Here is a 17,718-nt window from a genome sequence, read left to right on the forward strand (position 1 = left end):
ATGTTGCTTCATCGGATTGCTAAGTCAAAATACATCCGTGACTTATCTGGAGAAGGAGCAAGACGTTCAGGAGGACGCTGGAACTATCAGGGAATTCCTGTTATTTATACCTCCGACTCCGCTGCATTAGCCACTTTAGAAATGCTGGTTCATCTTCAACTTAATCTCATACCGTTAAACTTGTCTAGCATTACGCTAAATCTACCTGACAACTTGCCGATAACCAAGCTTAATCCTCAAGATTTACCTGTTGATTGGCATTATTATCCTGCACCTATAACTTGGGTAAAGATCGCAAATCGCTGGATTGAAAAGCAGGAGTCAGTTGCCTTGTCTGTCCCATCTTCAATTTTGCCAGAGAGCGAAGATCGAAACTACATTTTAAATCTGCGTCATCAAGATTTTAATTTTATTACCATTGTTCGCGTTAGTCCTTATACCTACGATCCTCGATTGAGATCATAAAAAAAGTCTCCAGTTTTAGGATCAAATCATCAAATACTAGTTAGCACTACCCATAACTGCCTCATGGTCAGCTGATGCTCGATCTAAAGTTACATTTGCTCTCGTAGCACGGAACATACCGAAACGACATAAACCAGCACCAAAAGCCAACCGCATTAATAGCAAAGTAGGAACTTCTCGCAAAGATTTAATTAACCCTGAAAAGCCGAATAAAATCAGTCCTTTGGGTTTAACAATACCCTGCCAGATCGAATCGATCCAGGAAGGAAGAGTCTCTTGTGTCCAATCATCGGTAATCACCTCTCCCTCAACTAAGCCTGTCTCTGCCAACAGTTCAGAAAAACCTTCAATACTAGAAAAGGCTGGATGCGACCACTGATCTAATAGCTGCTTCATGACGGGTTTCTCCCAGAAATTAAGCGGAATTTGGCGATCGTCCCGTTGGTTCCAGTCCGCAACGACTAAGATTCCTCCTGGCTTCAATACGCGCAATAATTCTCTGGCAAAAACCGCTTTATCGGGCATATGAGGGCCAGCTTCCACTGACCATACCACATCAAAACTAGCATCAGGGAAAGAAAGAGCCATAGCATCATCTACCTGAAACTGAACCTTAACTCCTTTGGGGGTTAATTCTTGGGCGCGTTTAACCTGCTGAGGACTAATCGTAACTCCCGTCACGTCAAAGTTGTAGTCCTTTGCCAAAATACGACTACTGCCACCAATACCGCAACCAACATCTAATAAACTTGTGCCAGCAGGCAGATTTGCTAAACCACCCCAGCGCACCATTTCATGGACAAAATCATATTTTGCTTGGTTAAAGTCTGTAGACTTTGGTGGTGAACCATAATGCCCCAAGTGGATATGTTCACCCCAGTAAAATTCTAAAATGCCGTCTTCTGTCCACTCATCGTAAGAATTGGCGACCGAATCAGCGGATTCATAGTTACGAGGGGTCAGTAGATAGATGGCAATACCCACTACTAAAGCAAGACCGAACAAACCAAGAAGGTAATATAAGCTCATTAAAATGAATATTTAATATATTGTTACAAGTTTTCAATATAGCAATATTTGACGATCCTGAAACGAAGTGAAAGTCGAAAATATTCTTCCAGGCTGAAGCATATTTCCTAATTATTGATAACAATGTAGATGAAGTAAGTAGATGACGCAAAAATAAGAGGAGCAAGATGGTATCTAAGACAGACAAGATTTTAGTCGCTGGTGCTACTGGTGGAGTGGGACAATTAGTAGTTGCCAAGCTGCTAGCTAAAGATCTCAGTGTTCGAGCCTTAACTAGAACGAGATCGAAAGCAGAATCGATGTTCGATCAAAAAGTTGAGATAGCGCTAGGGGATATTCGTCATGCTAGTACTCTCGCCAGTGTTACCAATGGCATCAGCTACATTATCTGCTGTACAGGAACAACTGCTTTTCCTTCCCTGAGATGGGATTTTGCTAATCTGTTTCAACCTGCCAATAGTCCCCAAGCGGTAGACGGAGAAGGCGTTAAAAACTTAGTCGCTGCTGCACCTCAAGATTTAAAACGGTTTGTGTTTGTCTCTTCCTGTGGCGTATTGCGTAAAGATGAGTTTCCTTATAATATTCTCAATGCCTTCGGTGTCTTGGATGCCAAACTAATGGGGGAAAAAGCGATCGCCGCTTCGGGTTTACCCTATACGATTATCCGCCCTGCTCGACTAATTGACGGCCCTTATACTTCCTATGACCTGAATACTTTATTACGAGCCAAAACCGACGGACAAAAAGCCGTGAAAATTGCTTCAGGCGATCGCCTAAATGGTGAAACTAGTCGGATTGATGTGGCTAATGCTTGTGTTGAAGCTTTGTTTAACGACACCACCATTAATCGGGATTTTTCAATCATCAATTCAGGAGATAGAGTTAACACAACTGAATGGTCTGAGCTTTTTGCCTCACTGTAAACTGACTAAGCTGTTATTTAATTTACTGGCTTATCTCTTTTGATAGATTGACTCGGAAAAATATTTGAGTATGATGCTTAATAATTACGAATGCAAAATACTCTAGATAAAAATAATAATGAATAACAAAGATCAATCCAAAGAAATAGCTGAAAATTACGGAATCAAAGCTAAAGAGGCTATGGATAAGGTTACCGATGATCAGCCAGAAGAAGTAAAAGAAAGAGTTGATAAAGTTCAAAATGCATTTGACAAGACCATTGATTCTGCTAAAGATGCAGTTAGTTAATTACTGATTACTAGGAAATTAATCCACTTTATACTATAGCTAGAGAGCGTAGTTACTAACACTCTGTCTAGCTAGTTTTTGCTTATGTATTTTATTAATAGACATCTGCAAAGACATTTACAAATCGCCACTCACTGTTTGGGATCTAAGGCATCCCTGAGTCCATCGCCAATATAGTTAATACTTAGCACGGTTAAAAAAATAGCCATGCCAGGAAAAATAGCCATGTATGATGCAGATTCGAGGTAGTCTTGGGCATCAAACAGCATTCGTCCCCAAGTGGGTACATCGGGGGGAAAACCTAAGCCCAGAAAACTCAGGGTAGACTCGGTAATAATGGCGTTACCTACTGATAAAGTAGCAGCAACAATAATTACGCTTAAGACATTAGGGAAAAGATGAATCCAAATTAGTCTAACTGGTTTGGCGCCGATCGCTCTAGCCGCGCTGACAAATTCCAGCTCTCTCAGTTTCAAGAAATTTGCTCTAACCAACCTGGCTACCGACATCCAATTTAAACCACCAATCAGCAGCACAATTAAGATAAATACACCCAATTCTGCTCCTGCCAGCTTTTTCATCGGCTCACGGAATAAATACACGATCAGCAGCAGCAAAGGCAATTGAGGTAAGGCTAGAAACAAGTCGGTAATGCGCATCAAGATCCCGTCGATCGCCCCACCATAAAAGCCAGCGATCGCCCCGATTAATGTGCCTAAAAATATCGCCACCACCATTGAAGCCACGCCAACGATTAAAGAAACTCTTCCTCCCTGCAAGATTCGAGCTAATTGATCCTGTCCCAAAGAATCAGTCCCAAAAGGATGTTCCCAGCTAGGAGGTGTCGCAGCTGCCAAAAAGTCGATCTTATCGATGGGGGTTGTATAGAACCAAGGGGCAAAAACTACGGCTAAAGCAATAATTGATACTACAATTAAGCCAAATACCGCCGAGCGATCGCGCTTAAACTTGCGCCAACTATCTAGCCAGAGATTGCTCTCAAATTGTTTAACCGCAGTCATAAGTCAGGTCAAATAAGTTAGTGATAACTAGTTTTTAGTAATGAAATCTGCACTGGGCAATCAAAATTGAATTTGATTCAACTGCATACACCAGTCTATGCTCTTTAGTAATTCTTCTAGACCAAAATCCTGACCAATCGTATTTGAGCGGTTCAGGATCGCCAATCCCGTCATAGGGAGTTCTTTGAATGTCCCTGATTAATTTATTAATTCGCTTAAGTATTTTTTTGTCTGTCTCTATCCAATACTGATAATCCTCCCAAGCTTGTCGATCGAATATTAGTTTCATTTTGGTGAGGAATCCTCAGCCTCTTCAACTAGCTCCCTTTCTACACCTTTTCCTTCACGGAGATTAGCGATCGCTTTGTTTAACCGATTGGTATTATTTTGACTAGATAGCAAATGGAAAGTAGCTTCATAAGCTTTGAAATCATCTAAACTCATTACTACTACCGAAGGTGCATTTTGTCTGGTAACTAACAAAGGTGTCCGAGCTGCTTCAATTTGATTAAGATGAGTCGCTAAGTTTTGTCTAAAGTCTGTATAGGTTACTGCATCCATAATTGATTTTTATCAATATACGTACATATCATTGTACATCATCATAAATTATGAGATCTAATATTTAACTCTGGGGTCGAGTACAGCGTAAACCACATCAGCAATTAAATTAAACAACACAATTAAAATAGCGTAGATAAAGGTAATTGCCATCACAACGGGGGTATCACTGCGGTAGATCGAATCAATCAGCAATGCCCCAATCCCAGGAACGCGAAACACTTGTTCGGTAACCAACGCCCCTGTAAAAATAGCGGGAATGTCTAAAGCAATTAACGTCACTACAGGAATTAAAGCATTCCGCAATACATGGTTTTTGATCGTGGCAAATTTACTCAATCCTTTCGATAACGCTGTGGTGACATATTCTTGCTGTAATTCGTCTAACACTGCCGAACGAATAAAGCGCATCAAAATTGCTGCGTGATACAGTGCCAAAACCGATATGGGCATAATTGACTGTCTGACTTGAGCCAAAAAGCTCTGCCAGTCTGTGATCTGAAGAGTGCTGTTGAAAATGAAAGGAAACCAACCAAGCTGCACACTAAAAATAATAATAAACAGTAAACCTGTAAAAAAAGGCGGAATCGAAAATCCCAAAAAAGCGATCGTGGTAATAATTTGATCGGTAGCTGAATAACGTTTAACCGCCGAAATGATCCCCAACGGAAAAGCAATGAACAAACCCAATATATAGGCAGTACCGACAATCAGCAAAGTTGTGGGTAAACGTTGCCATAATAATTCTGCTACGGGACTTCTACTGTTAAAGGAATAGCCCATATCTCCTCGCATAAAAGAGCCAAACCATTTAAAATAGCGAATATGAGTAGGCTGGTCTAGACCTAAAGATTTACGGATATTTTCGCGTACTTCAGCCGTAATTGCTGGATTTGAAGCAAATTCCCCTAAAGGATCTCCAGGGGCAAGTGCCAAGATCGCAAAGATAATGATACTGATGGCCCCTAATGTTGGGATCGTCACTAACAGCCTTTTAATTAGAAATTGCCTCATGTTTGCTCAATTAGTCCAGGCTTCTACCTCAATTGCTTTTAAAGTATACAAGTTAATACCAATTCTCTATAAAAACGTATTAAATCAGATTTGATCCCTTTGCCCCAACAGCGCGATTATTCAAGGCGAAATGAATTCGCCGAATTTCGCACTCAAACTAAGCGGGATAAACGTCTTTGCGTCTTTGCCCTAAAGGGTACCGCTTCGCATAAGAGTCTACTGCGACCCTAAAGAGTTAGCTTCGCGTCAGCGAGTCCAAAAGGATAAGCTTTGCGTCTTTGCGTCTTGGCGCGAGACTTACAATCAAAATATTCAGTGCAATTTTAAAGAGAAATGGTACAAGAATAACTCCCTCAAAATGACAAAGGGATCTGGTTGACAACCAAATCCCCTAACAGCAAGCATTATAAACTTAAACTGGATTGTTATTTACCTAACCAAACTCGATCGCGACAAACGATATGCTTCGATGCTTTGGTAATTATTTTTTTCTTCATAAAGATGACAAACCTTGGTGACCTTTTGTACTAATTCCCAATTAAAGGTGCAGTCTGGATAGAGATATTCACCCCAGTTTTCCACTAGGCTTTGATGAGCCTGACGCAAGTTATACCAAGGAATAGCAGTAGTTAGGTGATGGGGAATATGCACGTTAATATCGTGACAAAGGAATTCTACCCACCAAGGATATTTGCAATTTACTGTCCCTGATAATTGAGCGCGAGCCTCATTCCATTCCTCTTCTAATTTAAAAGGAATCTCAGGCATAGTGTGATGGAACATGGTAAAGGTACTCATCCAGAAATGATATACCAGCCAAGGCATGAGCCAAAATTTAATCAAGCCTGTAATGCCGAAAGTCAAAAATACGGCTGAATAAGCCAAACCACCGCCAATCACTACTAGTAAGACTGAAAAACGAACCTGTTCTCTTTGTTTGCCTTCAAACTTACTCCAGATGAAGTGTAGTTTTGCCCAATGAGCGATCGAACCCATCCACCAAAACCAGCCGCGCATACGGCGATAAAGCCACTGTAAAGTAGGAGAGCAACTATTGAATGTTTCGGTAGTGAAAGGATCCCAGGCATTATCGACACCTAATTTATTGGTGTGCTTATGGTGGTGATTATGTAAAATACGCCATGCATGATACGGATAAATAATAGGTAAGGTCATAATATGCCCCACCAGATCATTAACCCAAATACGATTGGAGAAAGAACGATGACCACAATCGTGAGCAATTACAAAAAAGCCTTGTAAACTTGTACCTAAGAATACCCAGGCAAGAGGCAGTAGATACCAAGGTGACACTGCAACAGCCCAGTAGCCCAAGATTACGCAAATAACATTGATGACTACTTTAGTCCAAGCCTTGCGGGAGTTTTTGACAAAAACTTCTTTAGGCAGCGTGTTGATGATGTCTCGAAGCTTTATGTCGTCAGCCAACTGTGGGGATTGAGAGGATTCTGAACTCTGAGGTAATACTGCTGTCATAAAACTTGTTGGACGGTTTAAATATGATCTATTAGGGGCCAATAAAAGATACTGCCCAATAAACTGTTGTTAAAAAACGTTTTACTTATAGGCATAAAAACTTAGTTGCCCGTGAAATTGATCACTGCAATAAGTAATTAACCGATTTTTGACAGCAACAGCAAGCTTGTCCGTAACTGAGCCAAAAATTCTAAGAATATAGCTTTTTTTTACAATCCTTAATATTTATATCACAGTTGCGTCAACGTTTCGTCAACTATAAGTTTTGGATTGGGAAAATTAATTTATTTGAAACTGAAAACAAACTGAGTATTAGATTCAAATACTCAGGTAAACTATTTTGCTTATTTTTAATTATTCAAATATTTTCAACCTATCCTACCAGTAAATTTTCTTCTGGATAATGCAAACTACTAGGGCTAGGATCGCCAATAATAGCAGCAATGAGGAGTAGAATATTGACTCGTCCAATATACATTGCCAAAACGATCAGGAGTTTAGAAGCGACGCTTAAACTACTAGTGATGCCTGTCGATAATCCCACAGTGCCAAAAGCAGAAACCACTTCAAACAATACTGGTACTAGCTCAGAATTAGCCTCCAGAGAAGAAACTAAGATGGTGATGAAGACAATTGAGGCTGCTGTGCCAAAAACTACTGCTACTGCTTTAAGAATTAAGGTGCTAGGCACTTCTCGCTGATAGATAGTAACCTGACTTTTGCCCCGTAAAACTGATTTAGTAGTGTTGTACATAATCCTGAAGGTGGTAGTTTTGATGCCTCCTCCAGTACCGCTAGGGCTAGCACCAATAAACATCAAACCCATAGTAATAAATAAACCCGCAGTAGTCATTTTGCCAATGTTAATGGTATTAAATCCAGCAGTTCTGGTAGTTACAGACTGAAACCAGGCTGCCAAAAGTTTGTCCTTAAAACTAAAGGATGCTAAAGTTTCAGGATTATTCAATTCGGTCAGAAACAATGCCACTGTTCCTGCAAAGAGTAACAAAATAGTCGTAGTTAGTACTACTTTAAAATTAAGGGAAAAACAAAATCTTTCAGCCTTACCTTTGATTCTGCTAACATTCCACAGGTACATTTCGATCATTACCTGATAGCCAATACCGCCAAAGATAATCAACCCCGAAATAACTGAGTTTACGATCCAGCTGGAATGATAACTCATTAAGTTGTCAGGTAACAAACCAAACCCAGCATTATTCCAGGCGCTGATGCTGTGGAAAGTAGCATACCATAGTCCTGTTGACCAACCGTGTTCGGGAACAAAGGCGATCAATAGTAAAAAGATGCCAGTAATCTCAAAGAGCATTGTGGTGGCAATGATCGATTTCATTAAGTTGCTGCTGCCCTGTAAAAATGGGCGATCAAAGGATTCTTGAATGGCAAACTTTTGTCTTAAATCAAACTTTCTGCCCAAAAGCAAAATTAAAAAAGTGGTGCTGGTCATATAGCCTAAACCACCAACTTGGGCTAGTAGAGCAATAGTTAATTGCCCCCAAAAAGAAAAATAAGTTCCTGTATCCACTACCGCTAAACCAGTGACGCAGACGGCGGAAGTAGAGGTGAACAGAGCCACGACCAAACTGTTCCAATTCCAGGGTTCTGAAGTTATGGCAAAGGGCATCATTAGTAGTATAGTGCCAATTATAATCACAGCCACAAACCCGACACATATTGTACGAGCAATAGTCATAGCAAAATATATAGTTACTGATTATCAATTTGAATTATAAATCCTCGGTGGATCAACTCCGTGCTGGAACAAAGGGAAAATTGCCGTCTTAACGGTTTACTTCATACTAGTGTCATCAGAAGCTATTAGGAAAGTACCTTAACCCACGGTTTAATCTAACTTAAGGTTATTTGTCTGAGTCTGAAGCAACAATTTTGTCAGATCTTGCCATTCTGGTGAACTAGTTAGGCTGCTAGCATCAAACTCCACTCCCCAGTTATGGGCAAAATCAGCAAAACTTTCGACCCAAGTAATTAAAGTTTCAACACCCGAATTAAAACGATAATTCCAAGCCTGTTGAAGATATTCCATGGTTTCTGCTTGATGCCCTGTGTAATGAAGATACCAAGCAATCCAAACTAACGTACCGTGACGCACCGAATGCTCCATTAATCTAACTTCTGGGGGCAGATTTGGCTGACTAAAAAAATCATTGGTTACCGCCACTAGAGAGCGAGCTTGGGGTAAACCTTTGTGCATCGCGCTAGATTCGTGCTGACGATAGCAAACGGTTATTTGTCTAAGCCAAGCAGTTTTACAGCCTTTTAAAGCTAGTTTGAGAACTAAATTAGTATCTTCGGCGGGAGGAAAACGAGGATCAAATCCACCAACATACTGTAACCATTCTCGACGAAACATCATGGCGCTAGGCAACACGGGTTTCCAGCGTAACCAGTTGGCAAGATTTAATTCAGGAATTTGTAACCAAGGGCGTACATCGAGTAGTTTATTTCCCTGATGATCGACTCGCTGCCAGCCACTATGAATTATGCCTAGATCGGGACGTTTAAGTAGCATTTCTGCTTGGAGAGATAACTTTCCTGGCAAAAAATAATCATCCGCATCTAAAAAGGCAATAAAATTAGCTTTGGCGATCGCAATTCCGTGATTACGAGCTGCTGCTACTCCCTGATTTTTTTGCTTGATATAGCGTAGGCGATCGCGTAATGGTTCTAATACTTTCTCGGTTGCATCTGTAGAACCATCGTCAATAATAATAATTTCATAACTACAGTCTTCCTGCTGTAATACGCTTTCAACCGCTTGAACAATATAGCGATCGCAATTATAAGCAGGAATAATTACGCTGACGGCAGGTTCGGCATTAATCATGGCTATTTTATTCTGGAGCAACTGCTGGTATATATTAACTGTTGTACAGTCAAAGCACTGCCTTGTCCCTATGGTTTATTGTTTATAATTCTCTGGGTGCTGCTACCTTAAGTTTTTCTACCAAGATTTTTTCTAACCAAAATTTAACTAGGGTAATTAATCCCAGACGAGCGATCGCTTTTTGGGGATATTGTTGTTTAACCTCTCCCAGAAAGCGACAATCCGCCAGAAAAATTGCTGTATTTTGGCTCAAGCTTAAAGCTAGTTTTGACCAACGGCGAACATGAGTATTTTCTAGCCAAGCGTCTGACACTATTAATAGCTGCTGTAGTAAATTATGTTCGGCTACTTCCCTGAGCCAGAGGTTATGTTCTGGATCTAACCAGGAGATTGATTGTGGTTGTTTAATTTGCTCTAAATTAGTTACTAAGGTGATTAAGTTTTCTCTTGCTGCCAAACGTAAAAGGCTACAGCAACGAGCGTGAATATATTGTACGGGGAATAACTGAGGGGGAGTTTTATCTATGGTATAAATTGCCCTGCTGGTTGATTGTTGCTCATCAATAATGTTGCTCTGACTCCAAAAAAGCGATCGCCCTAACCATTCAGCAATTAACTTGGCGTCTAGATAAAAGTTGATCCAACCGAGGGGAACTATTTCTGTTAATAACTGCCCTTGCTCTAGATTACTCTCGTCTTTGTCAGTCAGTAAATAGCCTATTTGTTGCATAATTATTGGCGGTGACTGCTGTAAATTTGTCGCCAAAGACAAACCAAGAGGACAAGCATAAATAATGGGCAGAAATTGTGCTTGCGACAAATGGCTACTTTTATTGGGGGAAATCGTAATTTTAGCTGCTAGTAGATTTTGCACCAACTCTGGTTCAATGCTCATCTTCAACTTTTGTTGATATAAATCTAGAATTAACAGTAGTTCCTGTTTTAATAGATTCTTTACAGAAATACCTAGTTTTTCCTGATTAAGTCTTAGTTTGAAAAAGTTATGTGAATTTGTTTTTTTTGATACATTGTTGTCCATGTAAAATCAAATATGCATTAATGTTTTATTTTGCCTCTCACTATGCAACTTGCCGAAAACTCGTCCGAGGAATCTAACACCAGTTTCACCTGGCAAAATATCATTGACTGGGCGCAAACTCATTATCGCGATCGCATTTTTAATAAAGATGAACAAATACCTGCTCGCCCCCAGCTAATTTACCTAGTTAATCAAGGAGCAGTGCGTTTGGTAAGTAAAACTCAAAATGTGACCCCAGAAATTGTTGATGTCAATTTGGCTGAAACAGAAGCAGAAACAGAATTAGATCTCTTGGCAGAATCATTTTTGGGTTTTGTGGGGGCAGAAAAACCCTTTGAAATTGTGACTCAATCTTCTTTTCAGATTAGTGCTTATGCTCATGTGGATGAAACTCATATTGCCTGGCTGTATTGGCAGGATCTGGAAAATTGGCCTGGTTTTCAGCAACAACTGTACGAAGTGTTTCGTTATCAACACCAGCGTAAACTATTGTGGCTTAGTGCCTTGGGGCAAAGAAAAACCATCGATCGCCTAACTAGTTTTCTGACTTTATTACTAGAAGAATATGGCGTAGAACAACAAGAATACTGCTGCCTACCCTATACTTTAACCCATGCTCAAATCGGCAGTGCGATCGGCTCAACTAGAGTTACGGTGACAAGGCTAATGGGAAGGTTGCGCCGTCAGGGAATTATCAAAGTTCAGAGCGATAATTCTATTTGCATTAATAGCCTTCAGCTTTACGAAGTCAACCAAGATTTTAGATAAAAAACTAGCTTTATCGTTTAATAGATGGGTCGAAAACCCCGTCCTAAAGGCACGATTCTTAATTGTTTTTTGTGCTAGACATGATAGCATAAAAACATGATTGTAATAGAGTACAAAGTAAAAGCAAAACAATATCAATATTTGGCAATTGACGAAGCTATTAAGACCAGTCAGTTTGTCAGAAATAAAGCTTTGCGCTATTGGCTGGACAATAAAGGAGTTAATAAATACGACCTTAATAAGTATTGTCGTGTCATAGCCAAAGAATATGGTTTTGCCAATGAATTAAACTCTACTGCTAGACAATCATCAGCCGAACGAGCTTGGAGTGCTATTAGTCGTTTCTTTGATAACTGTAAAAAGCAAATCAAAGGCAAAAAAGGATTTCCTAAGTTTAAAAAACACTCTCGTTCGGTTGAGTATAAACAGTCTGGCTGGAAGCTAGATGAAACCACTAAAAAGCATATTACCTTTACCGACAAAAAAGGTGTCGGTAGATTGAAGCTTGTCGGTTCAAGAGATATTTACTTTTACCAGCCTGAAGAAATAAAACGGGTTCGATTGATACGTAGGGCAGATGGTTACTACTGTCAGTTTTGCATTTCAATTGAAGTAAAAGAAGATGTTGAACCTACGGGTAAATCAATCGGTTTAGACATTGGCTTAAAATATTTCTATGCCGATAGTACGGGTCATACTGAAGCCAACCCTAGATTCTACAGACAAAGCGAAAAGAGATTAAATAAGCTCAATCGTCGCAAGTCAAGGAAATTTAAGAGAGGAAAGCCTCAGTCTAAAAACTATCACCAAGCTAGAAATCGTTACGCTAGATTGCACCTGAGAATAAGTAGACAACGAGAAGAACATGCTAAGAAACTAGCGCGTACCGTATGTACATCTAACGATTGTATTGTTTATGAAGACTTGCAGGTCAAGAATCTAGTGCGTAATAGCAAACTGTCTAAATCAATATCCGATGCTGGCTGGACACAGTTTCGTAGATGGGTAGAATATTTCGGTTGGAAAATGGGAAAAATAACCATTGCCGTTCCACCACAATACACATCTCAAGATTGTCCCTCCTGCGGTAAACGGGTCAAAAAATCTCTTTCTACTCGCACCCATGCTTGTAGCTGTGGATATACAGAAGATAGAGATATTGCAGCTAGCATCAATATCCTGAAAAAAGGACTATGTACCGCAGGTCATGCGGGAACTTACGCCAGTTCTGAGAAGGGTTTCCCTCCGCAAGAAACTGGCGTGTACGCTACAGGAGATTTGCCCTCTTGGTCTTCAGGTGTAAACCTGTTGGCTAACGGCGAGTTGTTGAATGTAGAATCCCCGTCTTGTGATTAGCGGGGAGTGTCAAACAGATGTTATTTTAAAGTTCAGGGCAAATTATATTAGTCTAGATGTAAAAAATATCTTAAGATTGACAAGTAAGAAGTTAAAATTTCTTAAAAACTTACTATTTGACAAGAATATAAATTTAAGGAGAATATATATGGCGCTCGTCCCAATGCGTTTGCTTTTAGAACACGCTGCTGAAAATAACTACGGTATTCCTGCTTACAACGTCAATAACATGGAGCAAATTATCTCCATTATGGAAGCTGCTAATGAAGCTGACAGCCCTGTCATCTTACAAGCTTCTCGTGGTGCGCGCCAGTATGCTGGTGAAAATTTCCTCCGTCACTTAGTTATGGCAGCAGCAGAAAGCTATCCCCATCTTCCCATCGCTATGCACCAGGATCACGGTAATAGCCCCGCAACCTGCTATTCGGCAATTCGCAACGGCTTCACTAGCGTCATGATGGATGGTTCTTTAGAAGCAGATGCTAAAACTCCAGCCAGCTTTGAATACAACGTTAATGTTACCGCAGAAGTAGTTAAAGTAGCTCACTCTGTTGGTGCTTCCGTTGAAGGTGAACTAGGTTGCTTAGGTTCATTAGAAACTGGTAAAGGTGAAGCTGAAGATGGACACGGTTTTGAAGGTGCATTAAGCAAAGAGCAACTGTTGACCGATCCTGATGAAGCAGTAGAATTTGTCGAACGTACTCAGGTAGATGCTTTGGCAGTTGCGATCGGTACTAGCCATGGTGCATACAAGTTTACTCGCAAACCTACTGGCGAAATCCTCGCAATCAGCAGAATTGAAGAAATTCACCGTCGTTTACCTAACGTTCACTTGGTAATGCACGGTTCATCTTCCGTACCTCAAGAGTGGATCGACATCATTAATGCTAATGGTGGTAAAATCCCCGAAACTTATGGTGTACCTGTAGAAGAGATTCAAAAAGGCATCAAGAGTGGTGTACGTAAAGTTAACATCGATACTGATAACCGTCTGGCTATCACTGCTGCTATTCGTGAAGCAGCTTTCAAAGATCCTTCAAACTTTGACCCCCGCCACTTCCTCAAGCCTTCCATTGCATACATGAAAACTGTCTGTCTCAGACGTTATGAAGCGTTTGGTACTGCTGGTAATGCTGGCAAAATCAAGCAGGTTTCCTTGGATGACTATGCTGCTAAATATGCTAAAGGCGAATTGTCTACTAGCAACAAAACAACTGTTTCTGTATAGGCTTTTAGCCATTAGCTTTTAGCTTTGAATTAAAGGTTGGACTCGCAGGTTAGCAATTAGTAAGACGGCTTTTCGCTAAACTGAGTTTGATCTTTGGATGGGTGGTTAACTTTAGCCACTCATTCAGCAACGTCGTTAGAAAAAGCTTTCAATTCATAGCCACTAATACCATTTCTCAAAAGTAATAAGAGACTTGGTAGTAGCGCGTCCACTCTAACTTTTTGGGTTGAAATAATTAAAATCGGTAGTGCGAGGCACACCCCACCCTACTTAAATGAACCCAATATTTTAGCCTAGACGCGCTACTACAATTTGATTTTATCTCTCCACTTACTATTGAAAATTGGTCTAAGGTTTTGCCATAAATTTTTCCCAATCAGTTACAGCAGTTTTCAACTTTACTTAACCTGCTCTAAAATACACGAACTTTTTAATAAGTTTAAAGTCTTGGTGGATATAACTGAACAAGATGGATTTATTTCCCTCAATGCAGGAGAATATTCTGATTTTAATTGCGCGATCGCTTGTTGAGTTTCTTCTTTCCAAGAGCTATTAATTAACCAATTTTTAGCTAATAAGTATTGGGCGGTAAAAGCATTATGATCGAGTAGTAAATAATCTACATTATATTGTCGAATAAAAGACTGTAAAACTTTTAGCTCAGGACTATATTGGGCTTGTAATAGATCGATCGTCCTTTGTTTTATTTGATTATAATAAGCAGGATGATATGCCAGTGCAAACTCATCGCCGACTAAAATTGAGCGTTGGGAAAAAGCGGGTATGTTATTAACTTCAGTGCTTAAAGATGCCACTAATATGTCTTTTGGCTGTTGGGCTAAATATTGATATATTTCAGTAGCGGTACCGACTCGCCAATCTTGAAACCAATTAATCGAGACATAGGGAATAGCAGGAAAAATAATTGTCGTTAGAGCAAATAAAGTAATCAAAGCTATTTTAGTCTTCTCTAATAGATTGAATTGTTGTTTATTTTTTAACCACCTTTGACCTATATCTAACCAGATCGTCAAAACAATACCTGTAGAAATTGCTAAAACAAATTGAATTGTGTGATAAGTATAACGGCTAGGTAAATGTAGTTTGGGTAAGAATATATGTGCCAAAATAAACATTAACAAAGATGCTATTATTACCTGAGTCAAAATACTAATTTTTTTGGTAACTAATTTAGTAATTGGTAGTTTTTTATTTAATAGCCAAGGCAATGTTAAACCGCTCCAAACAAGCGTGGGAAACAATGGTAGAGTTAGACCACTAGAGCCAGCAAACCAATATTTGAGCCAGCCTACAGCAAAAAAAGGACTCCTCCCGCCTAAGTTAAATTCTGGCATCTGTCGCATTTGTAAGGCAGTTACAGTTGTTGCCAATTCAGGGGGTTTTTGGCTCATCGGATAAAGTGCGATCGCTGTCACTATAAATCCTGCAATCCACCAAAGATAATATTTTTTTTTATTGGTGAAGCTAATTATATTACTTTGTAAGCTTATTAATCTAAGACTAAGTATTACCATCTCGATTAATAAAATATGAGGATAAAATAAACCCTGGAGCAACATTATAATTAAACAGGGAATAAGAGAATCTAGAGATAGATAATATAAAAAAGCAGCAAATAAAGGATAGATAAAAGCTCTGGGGGTTGCCGAAACTAAATCATCATTGAGCCAGATTAGTTGATTAATTAATAAACTGCTAATAAATCCCGCCCAAGGAATAGGAAATATTTGCAGAGTAAATAAGTAGAGATAAATAGTTGTAATAATAGCTAACACTGGAGGTAAAAGTTTAGCTAATAAAATTGGCTCACAACCTAGTTTTGCAGCAAATAAATAGGTGAATTTAAATCCAATTGGGGCAAGTCCAGAAAAATAGTCGGCAATTAAATCATGGGGAAATAAATCAGCATCAATAAATCTTTGTAGCCAAACTACATGCTGTCTAGTGTCATCTTGGACTATATATTCTTGATTAAAAACAAAACAATAAAAGCAAATTCCGTAATACAGAGCAACTAATAAACTAATACCCAACCAAAAATTAGCAGATCGATTGCGATGATGGCTAAACTTCACGTCTTACTTTTTTTTACTTATTATCTAATAAATGCAAATTATAGGGCTTCTGGGCGATCGCCTGAAGATATGCGGTACTTAAATAGGGAATATAGCTGGGATCTTCGGCAACATAGCTTTGAAAAAAAACTAACGACAACAGATTTTGATAAGTTTTTGCTAATTGTACAGCTTTTGCTTGCGATGATTGCGCTTCTTTTGATAAAGTGACATTAGAGTGGGGTAGCTTTTCAGAAATTACCAAATAACGCTCTTTACCCACAGAATTAAACAACGGTACTTGTTCTTCTAACAAAGAAGTTAGGAAATCCTGGTCTACGACTTGAAACATAATCGGGATGTCAATCTTGTCTTGTGACTGTTCGCCAAAAAGACTGTGACCAAAAGGCACAAACATATATGCAGCCTTGATACGATCGTCTTTGAGGGTGCGCTTTGCTCTAGGTAATTCCAAAGCTCGACATTGATAGAGGATCGAAATATTAAGTAGGTTTAGGGGTTGAGCGCAATCTTGTTCTAGCTGAGTAAAATCAAACTCGGCACCTGCCAAAGAAAGAGCTGTTGTCCCACCGATAGAATAGCCAAATAGCCCTACTTGTTGTAAATCAAGCTGATGATTAAAGCGATCGCGATTGAGTTGTTCTAGTCGATCCAAAATATAACTGATATCGATCGGGCGATCGATAAAATCTGTAGCATCAAAATTCTCTCGATATAACCCTTCAACAAAAGCTTTTTGACGATTGCGATCGCTTCCTGGATGATCGGGAATAACTACCCCAAAGCCATAAGAAACTAGATAATGTGCAAACTCTTCAAAGCGATCGCGTTTTGCCCCTAAACCATTAGAAACGACGATAATCGGTATATTACCAGTCTTATTTTGCGGTAAATATAAATCAGTAACCAAATTGCGATCGCGCTGACGATCATAAAAATTTAAAGTTTGTTTAGTCCCCTGATAGTTACCTGGCTGTAATAAGTCACGAAAATTAGGATTTTTCCGCGTATTTTTCTGCACAACTTCTGGTGACAAGCTGGCAATAAATTCCTCAGTGTCTTCTTCTGCGCGATCGATCTGCTTAACTAGCTGGAGTAATTCCCCCAAGTTGAGCTTTATATCCGTGGGAAAGCGTTGCAGAAAATCCACCAAGTTAATCCCCTCCGCAGACTGCGCTGTTTGCACCAAAGCTGCACGTAAACCATGAAAACCATTAATATAGCTAGGTAGCTGTATAATCTCCCCAATGCGTTGCAGCATCTTAATCCCTACCGAAGTGTGAGCATAACGATAGACCAACACAGGATCGACATCATAACTTTGTTGGAGAAACTTCCGTAGCTGCTGGCTTTGCTCTTCTGGTATATATCTAAAATAGTAATTTAAACTATCACTTACTTCTCCTGTCTCAGCAAAAGTTGCCAAATCTTTCACCTTAACCTTAAAACCCAACAAACTATAGTTAAAATCAATCCTTTCCGCAGAAATAGTCGATCGCTCCATAGCAAGTACACTAAATAGAGTGACAACTACCAACAGTAACCCAGATCCAACACCTCTAAAC

General features: G+C 39.6%; 17 protein-coding genes. 6 read left to right on the forward strand and 11 right to left on the reverse strand.

Annotation, left to right across the window (positions count from 1 at the left end):
* Entirely contained in the window at positions 1–465 is a 465-nt protein-coding gene (locus KME09_14455) for an RES family NAD+ phosphorylase (GenBank protein MBW4535133.1), read from the forward strand.
* A 36-nt stretch (positions 466–501) separates the two neighbouring features.
* On the opposite strand, the gene KME09_14460 is transcribed toward KME09_14455, so the two are convergent.
* Positions 502–1,494 (reverse strand): methyltransferase domain-containing protein, encoded by a 993-nt coding sequence (locus KME09_14460; protein ID MBW4535134.1) that lies wholly within the window; start codon positions 1,492–1,494, stop codon positions 502–504.
* Positions 1,495–1,661: 167 nt separating this feature from the next.
* Between KME09_14460 and KME09_14465 the strand changes: the two genes are divergently transcribed.
* Positions 1,662–2,417, forward strand: a complete 756-nt coding sequence (locus KME09_14465; protein ID MBW4535135.1) for an SDR family oxidoreductase — start codon at positions 1,662–1,664, stop codon at positions 2,415–2,417.
* 118 nt (positions 2,418–2,535) lie between these two features.
* Positions 2,536–2,706 (forward strand): hypothetical protein, encoded by a 171-nt coding sequence (locus KME09_14470; GenBank protein ID MBW4535136.1) that lies wholly within the window; start codon positions 2,536–2,538, stop codon positions 2,704–2,706.
* A 131-nt stretch (positions 2,707–2,837) separates the two neighbouring features.
* On the opposite strand, the gene KME09_14475 is transcribed toward KME09_14470, so the two are convergent.
* The 8 genes from KME09_14475 to KME09_14510 all read right to left on the reverse strand — a co-directional run bounded on the left by KME09_14475 (position 2,838) and on the right by KME09_14510 (position 10,561).
* On the reverse strand, positions 2,838–3,728 hold the full coding sequence (locus KME09_14475; protein ID MBW4535137.1) for an ABC transporter permease: 891 nt from the start codon (positions 3,726–3,728) through the stop codon (positions 2,838–2,840).
* 34 nt (positions 3,729–3,762) lie between these two features.
* Positions 3,763–4,017: a Txe/YoeB family addiction module toxin gene (locus KME09_14480; protein ID MBW4535138.1), complete on the reverse strand. Its 255-nt coding sequence runs from the start codon at positions 4,015–4,017 to the stop codon at positions 3,763–3,765.
* Positions 4,014–4,289 (reverse strand): type II toxin-antitoxin system prevent-host-death family antitoxin, encoded by a 276-nt coding sequence (locus KME09_14485; GenBank protein ID MBW4535139.1) that lies wholly within the window; start codon positions 4,287–4,289, stop codon positions 4,014–4,016. The genes KME09_14480 and KME09_14485 overlap by 4 nt, the downstream gene beginning before the upstream one ends.
* 57 nt (positions 4,290–4,346) lie before the next feature.
* Positions 4,347–5,303 carry an ABC transporter permease gene (locus tag KME09_14490; GenBank protein ID MBW4535140.1) on the reverse strand — a complete coding sequence of 319 codons (957 nt, stop codon included), beginning with the start codon at positions 5,301–5,303 and terminating at the stop codon, positions 4,347–4,349.
* A 429-nt stretch (positions 5,304–5,732) separates the two neighbouring features.
* Positions 5,733–6,800 carry a fatty acid desaturase gene (locus KME09_14495; protein ID MBW4535141.1) on the reverse strand — a complete coding sequence of 356 codons (1,068 nt, stop codon included), beginning with the start codon at positions 6,798–6,800 and terminating at the stop codon, positions 5,733–5,735.
* Between the two features lie 373 nt (positions 6,801–7,173).
* Positions 7,174–8,514 (reverse strand): TrkH family potassium uptake protein, encoded by a 1,341-nt coding sequence (locus KME09_14500; GenBank protein ID MBW4535142.1) that lies wholly within the window; start codon positions 8,512–8,514, stop codon positions 7,174–7,176.
* A 150-nt stretch (positions 8,515–8,664) separates the two neighbouring features.
* A complete protein-coding gene (locus KME09_14505; protein ID MBW4535143.1) occupies positions 8,665–9,666 on the reverse strand; it encodes a glycosyltransferase in 1,002 nt (333 codons plus the stop codon).
* Between the two features lie 82 nt (positions 9,667–9,748).
* A complete protein-coding gene (locus KME09_14510; GenBank protein ID MBW4535144.1) occupies positions 9,749–10,561 on the reverse strand; it encodes a hypothetical protein in 813 nt (270 codons plus the stop codon).
* 186 nt (positions 10,562–10,747) lie between these two features.
* Between KME09_14510 and KME09_14515 the strand changes: the two genes are divergently transcribed.
* From KME09_14515 to fba, 3 genes are all read left to right on the forward strand, one after another.
* A complete protein-coding gene (locus tag KME09_14515) occupies positions 10,748–11,473 on the forward strand; it encodes a Crp/Fnr family transcriptional regulator (protein MBW4535145.1) in 726 nt (241 codons plus the stop codon).
* A gap of 96 nt (positions 11,474–11,569) precedes the next feature.
* On the forward strand, positions 11,570–12,829 hold the full coding sequence (locus KME09_14520; GenBank protein MBW4535146.1) for a transposase: 1,260 nt from the start codon (positions 11,570–11,572) through the stop codon (positions 12,827–12,829).
* A gap of 148 nt (positions 12,830–12,977) precedes the next feature.
* Entirely contained in the window at positions 12,978–14,057 is a 1,080-nt protein-coding gene (fba, locus tag KME09_14525; GenBank protein MBW4535147.1) for a fructose-bisphosphate aldolase class II, read from the forward strand.
* 398 nt (positions 14,058–14,455) lie between these two features.
* Here fba and KME09_14530 read toward each other — a convergent pair whose 3' ends face one another.
* A complete protein-coding gene (locus tag KME09_14530; protein ID MBW4535148.1) occupies positions 14,456–15,880 on the reverse strand; it encodes a hypothetical protein in 1,425 nt (474 codons plus the stop codon).
* Between the two features lie 286 nt (positions 15,881–16,166).
* Positions 16,167–17,657, reverse strand: coding sequence for an alpha/beta hydrolase (locus tag KME09_14535; protein MBW4535149.1), 1,491 nt, complete (start codon positions 17,655–17,657; stop codon positions 16,167–16,169).
* Between the last annotated feature and the right edge of the window lie 61 nt (positions 17,658–17,718).

The sequence above is a fragment of the Pleurocapsa minor HA4230-MV1 genome (genome assembly GCA_019359095.1).
In the GTDB taxonomy this organism is placed as follows: domain Bacteria; phylum Cyanobacteriota; class Cyanobacteriia; order Cyanobacteriales; family Xenococcaceae; genus Waterburya; species Waterburya minor.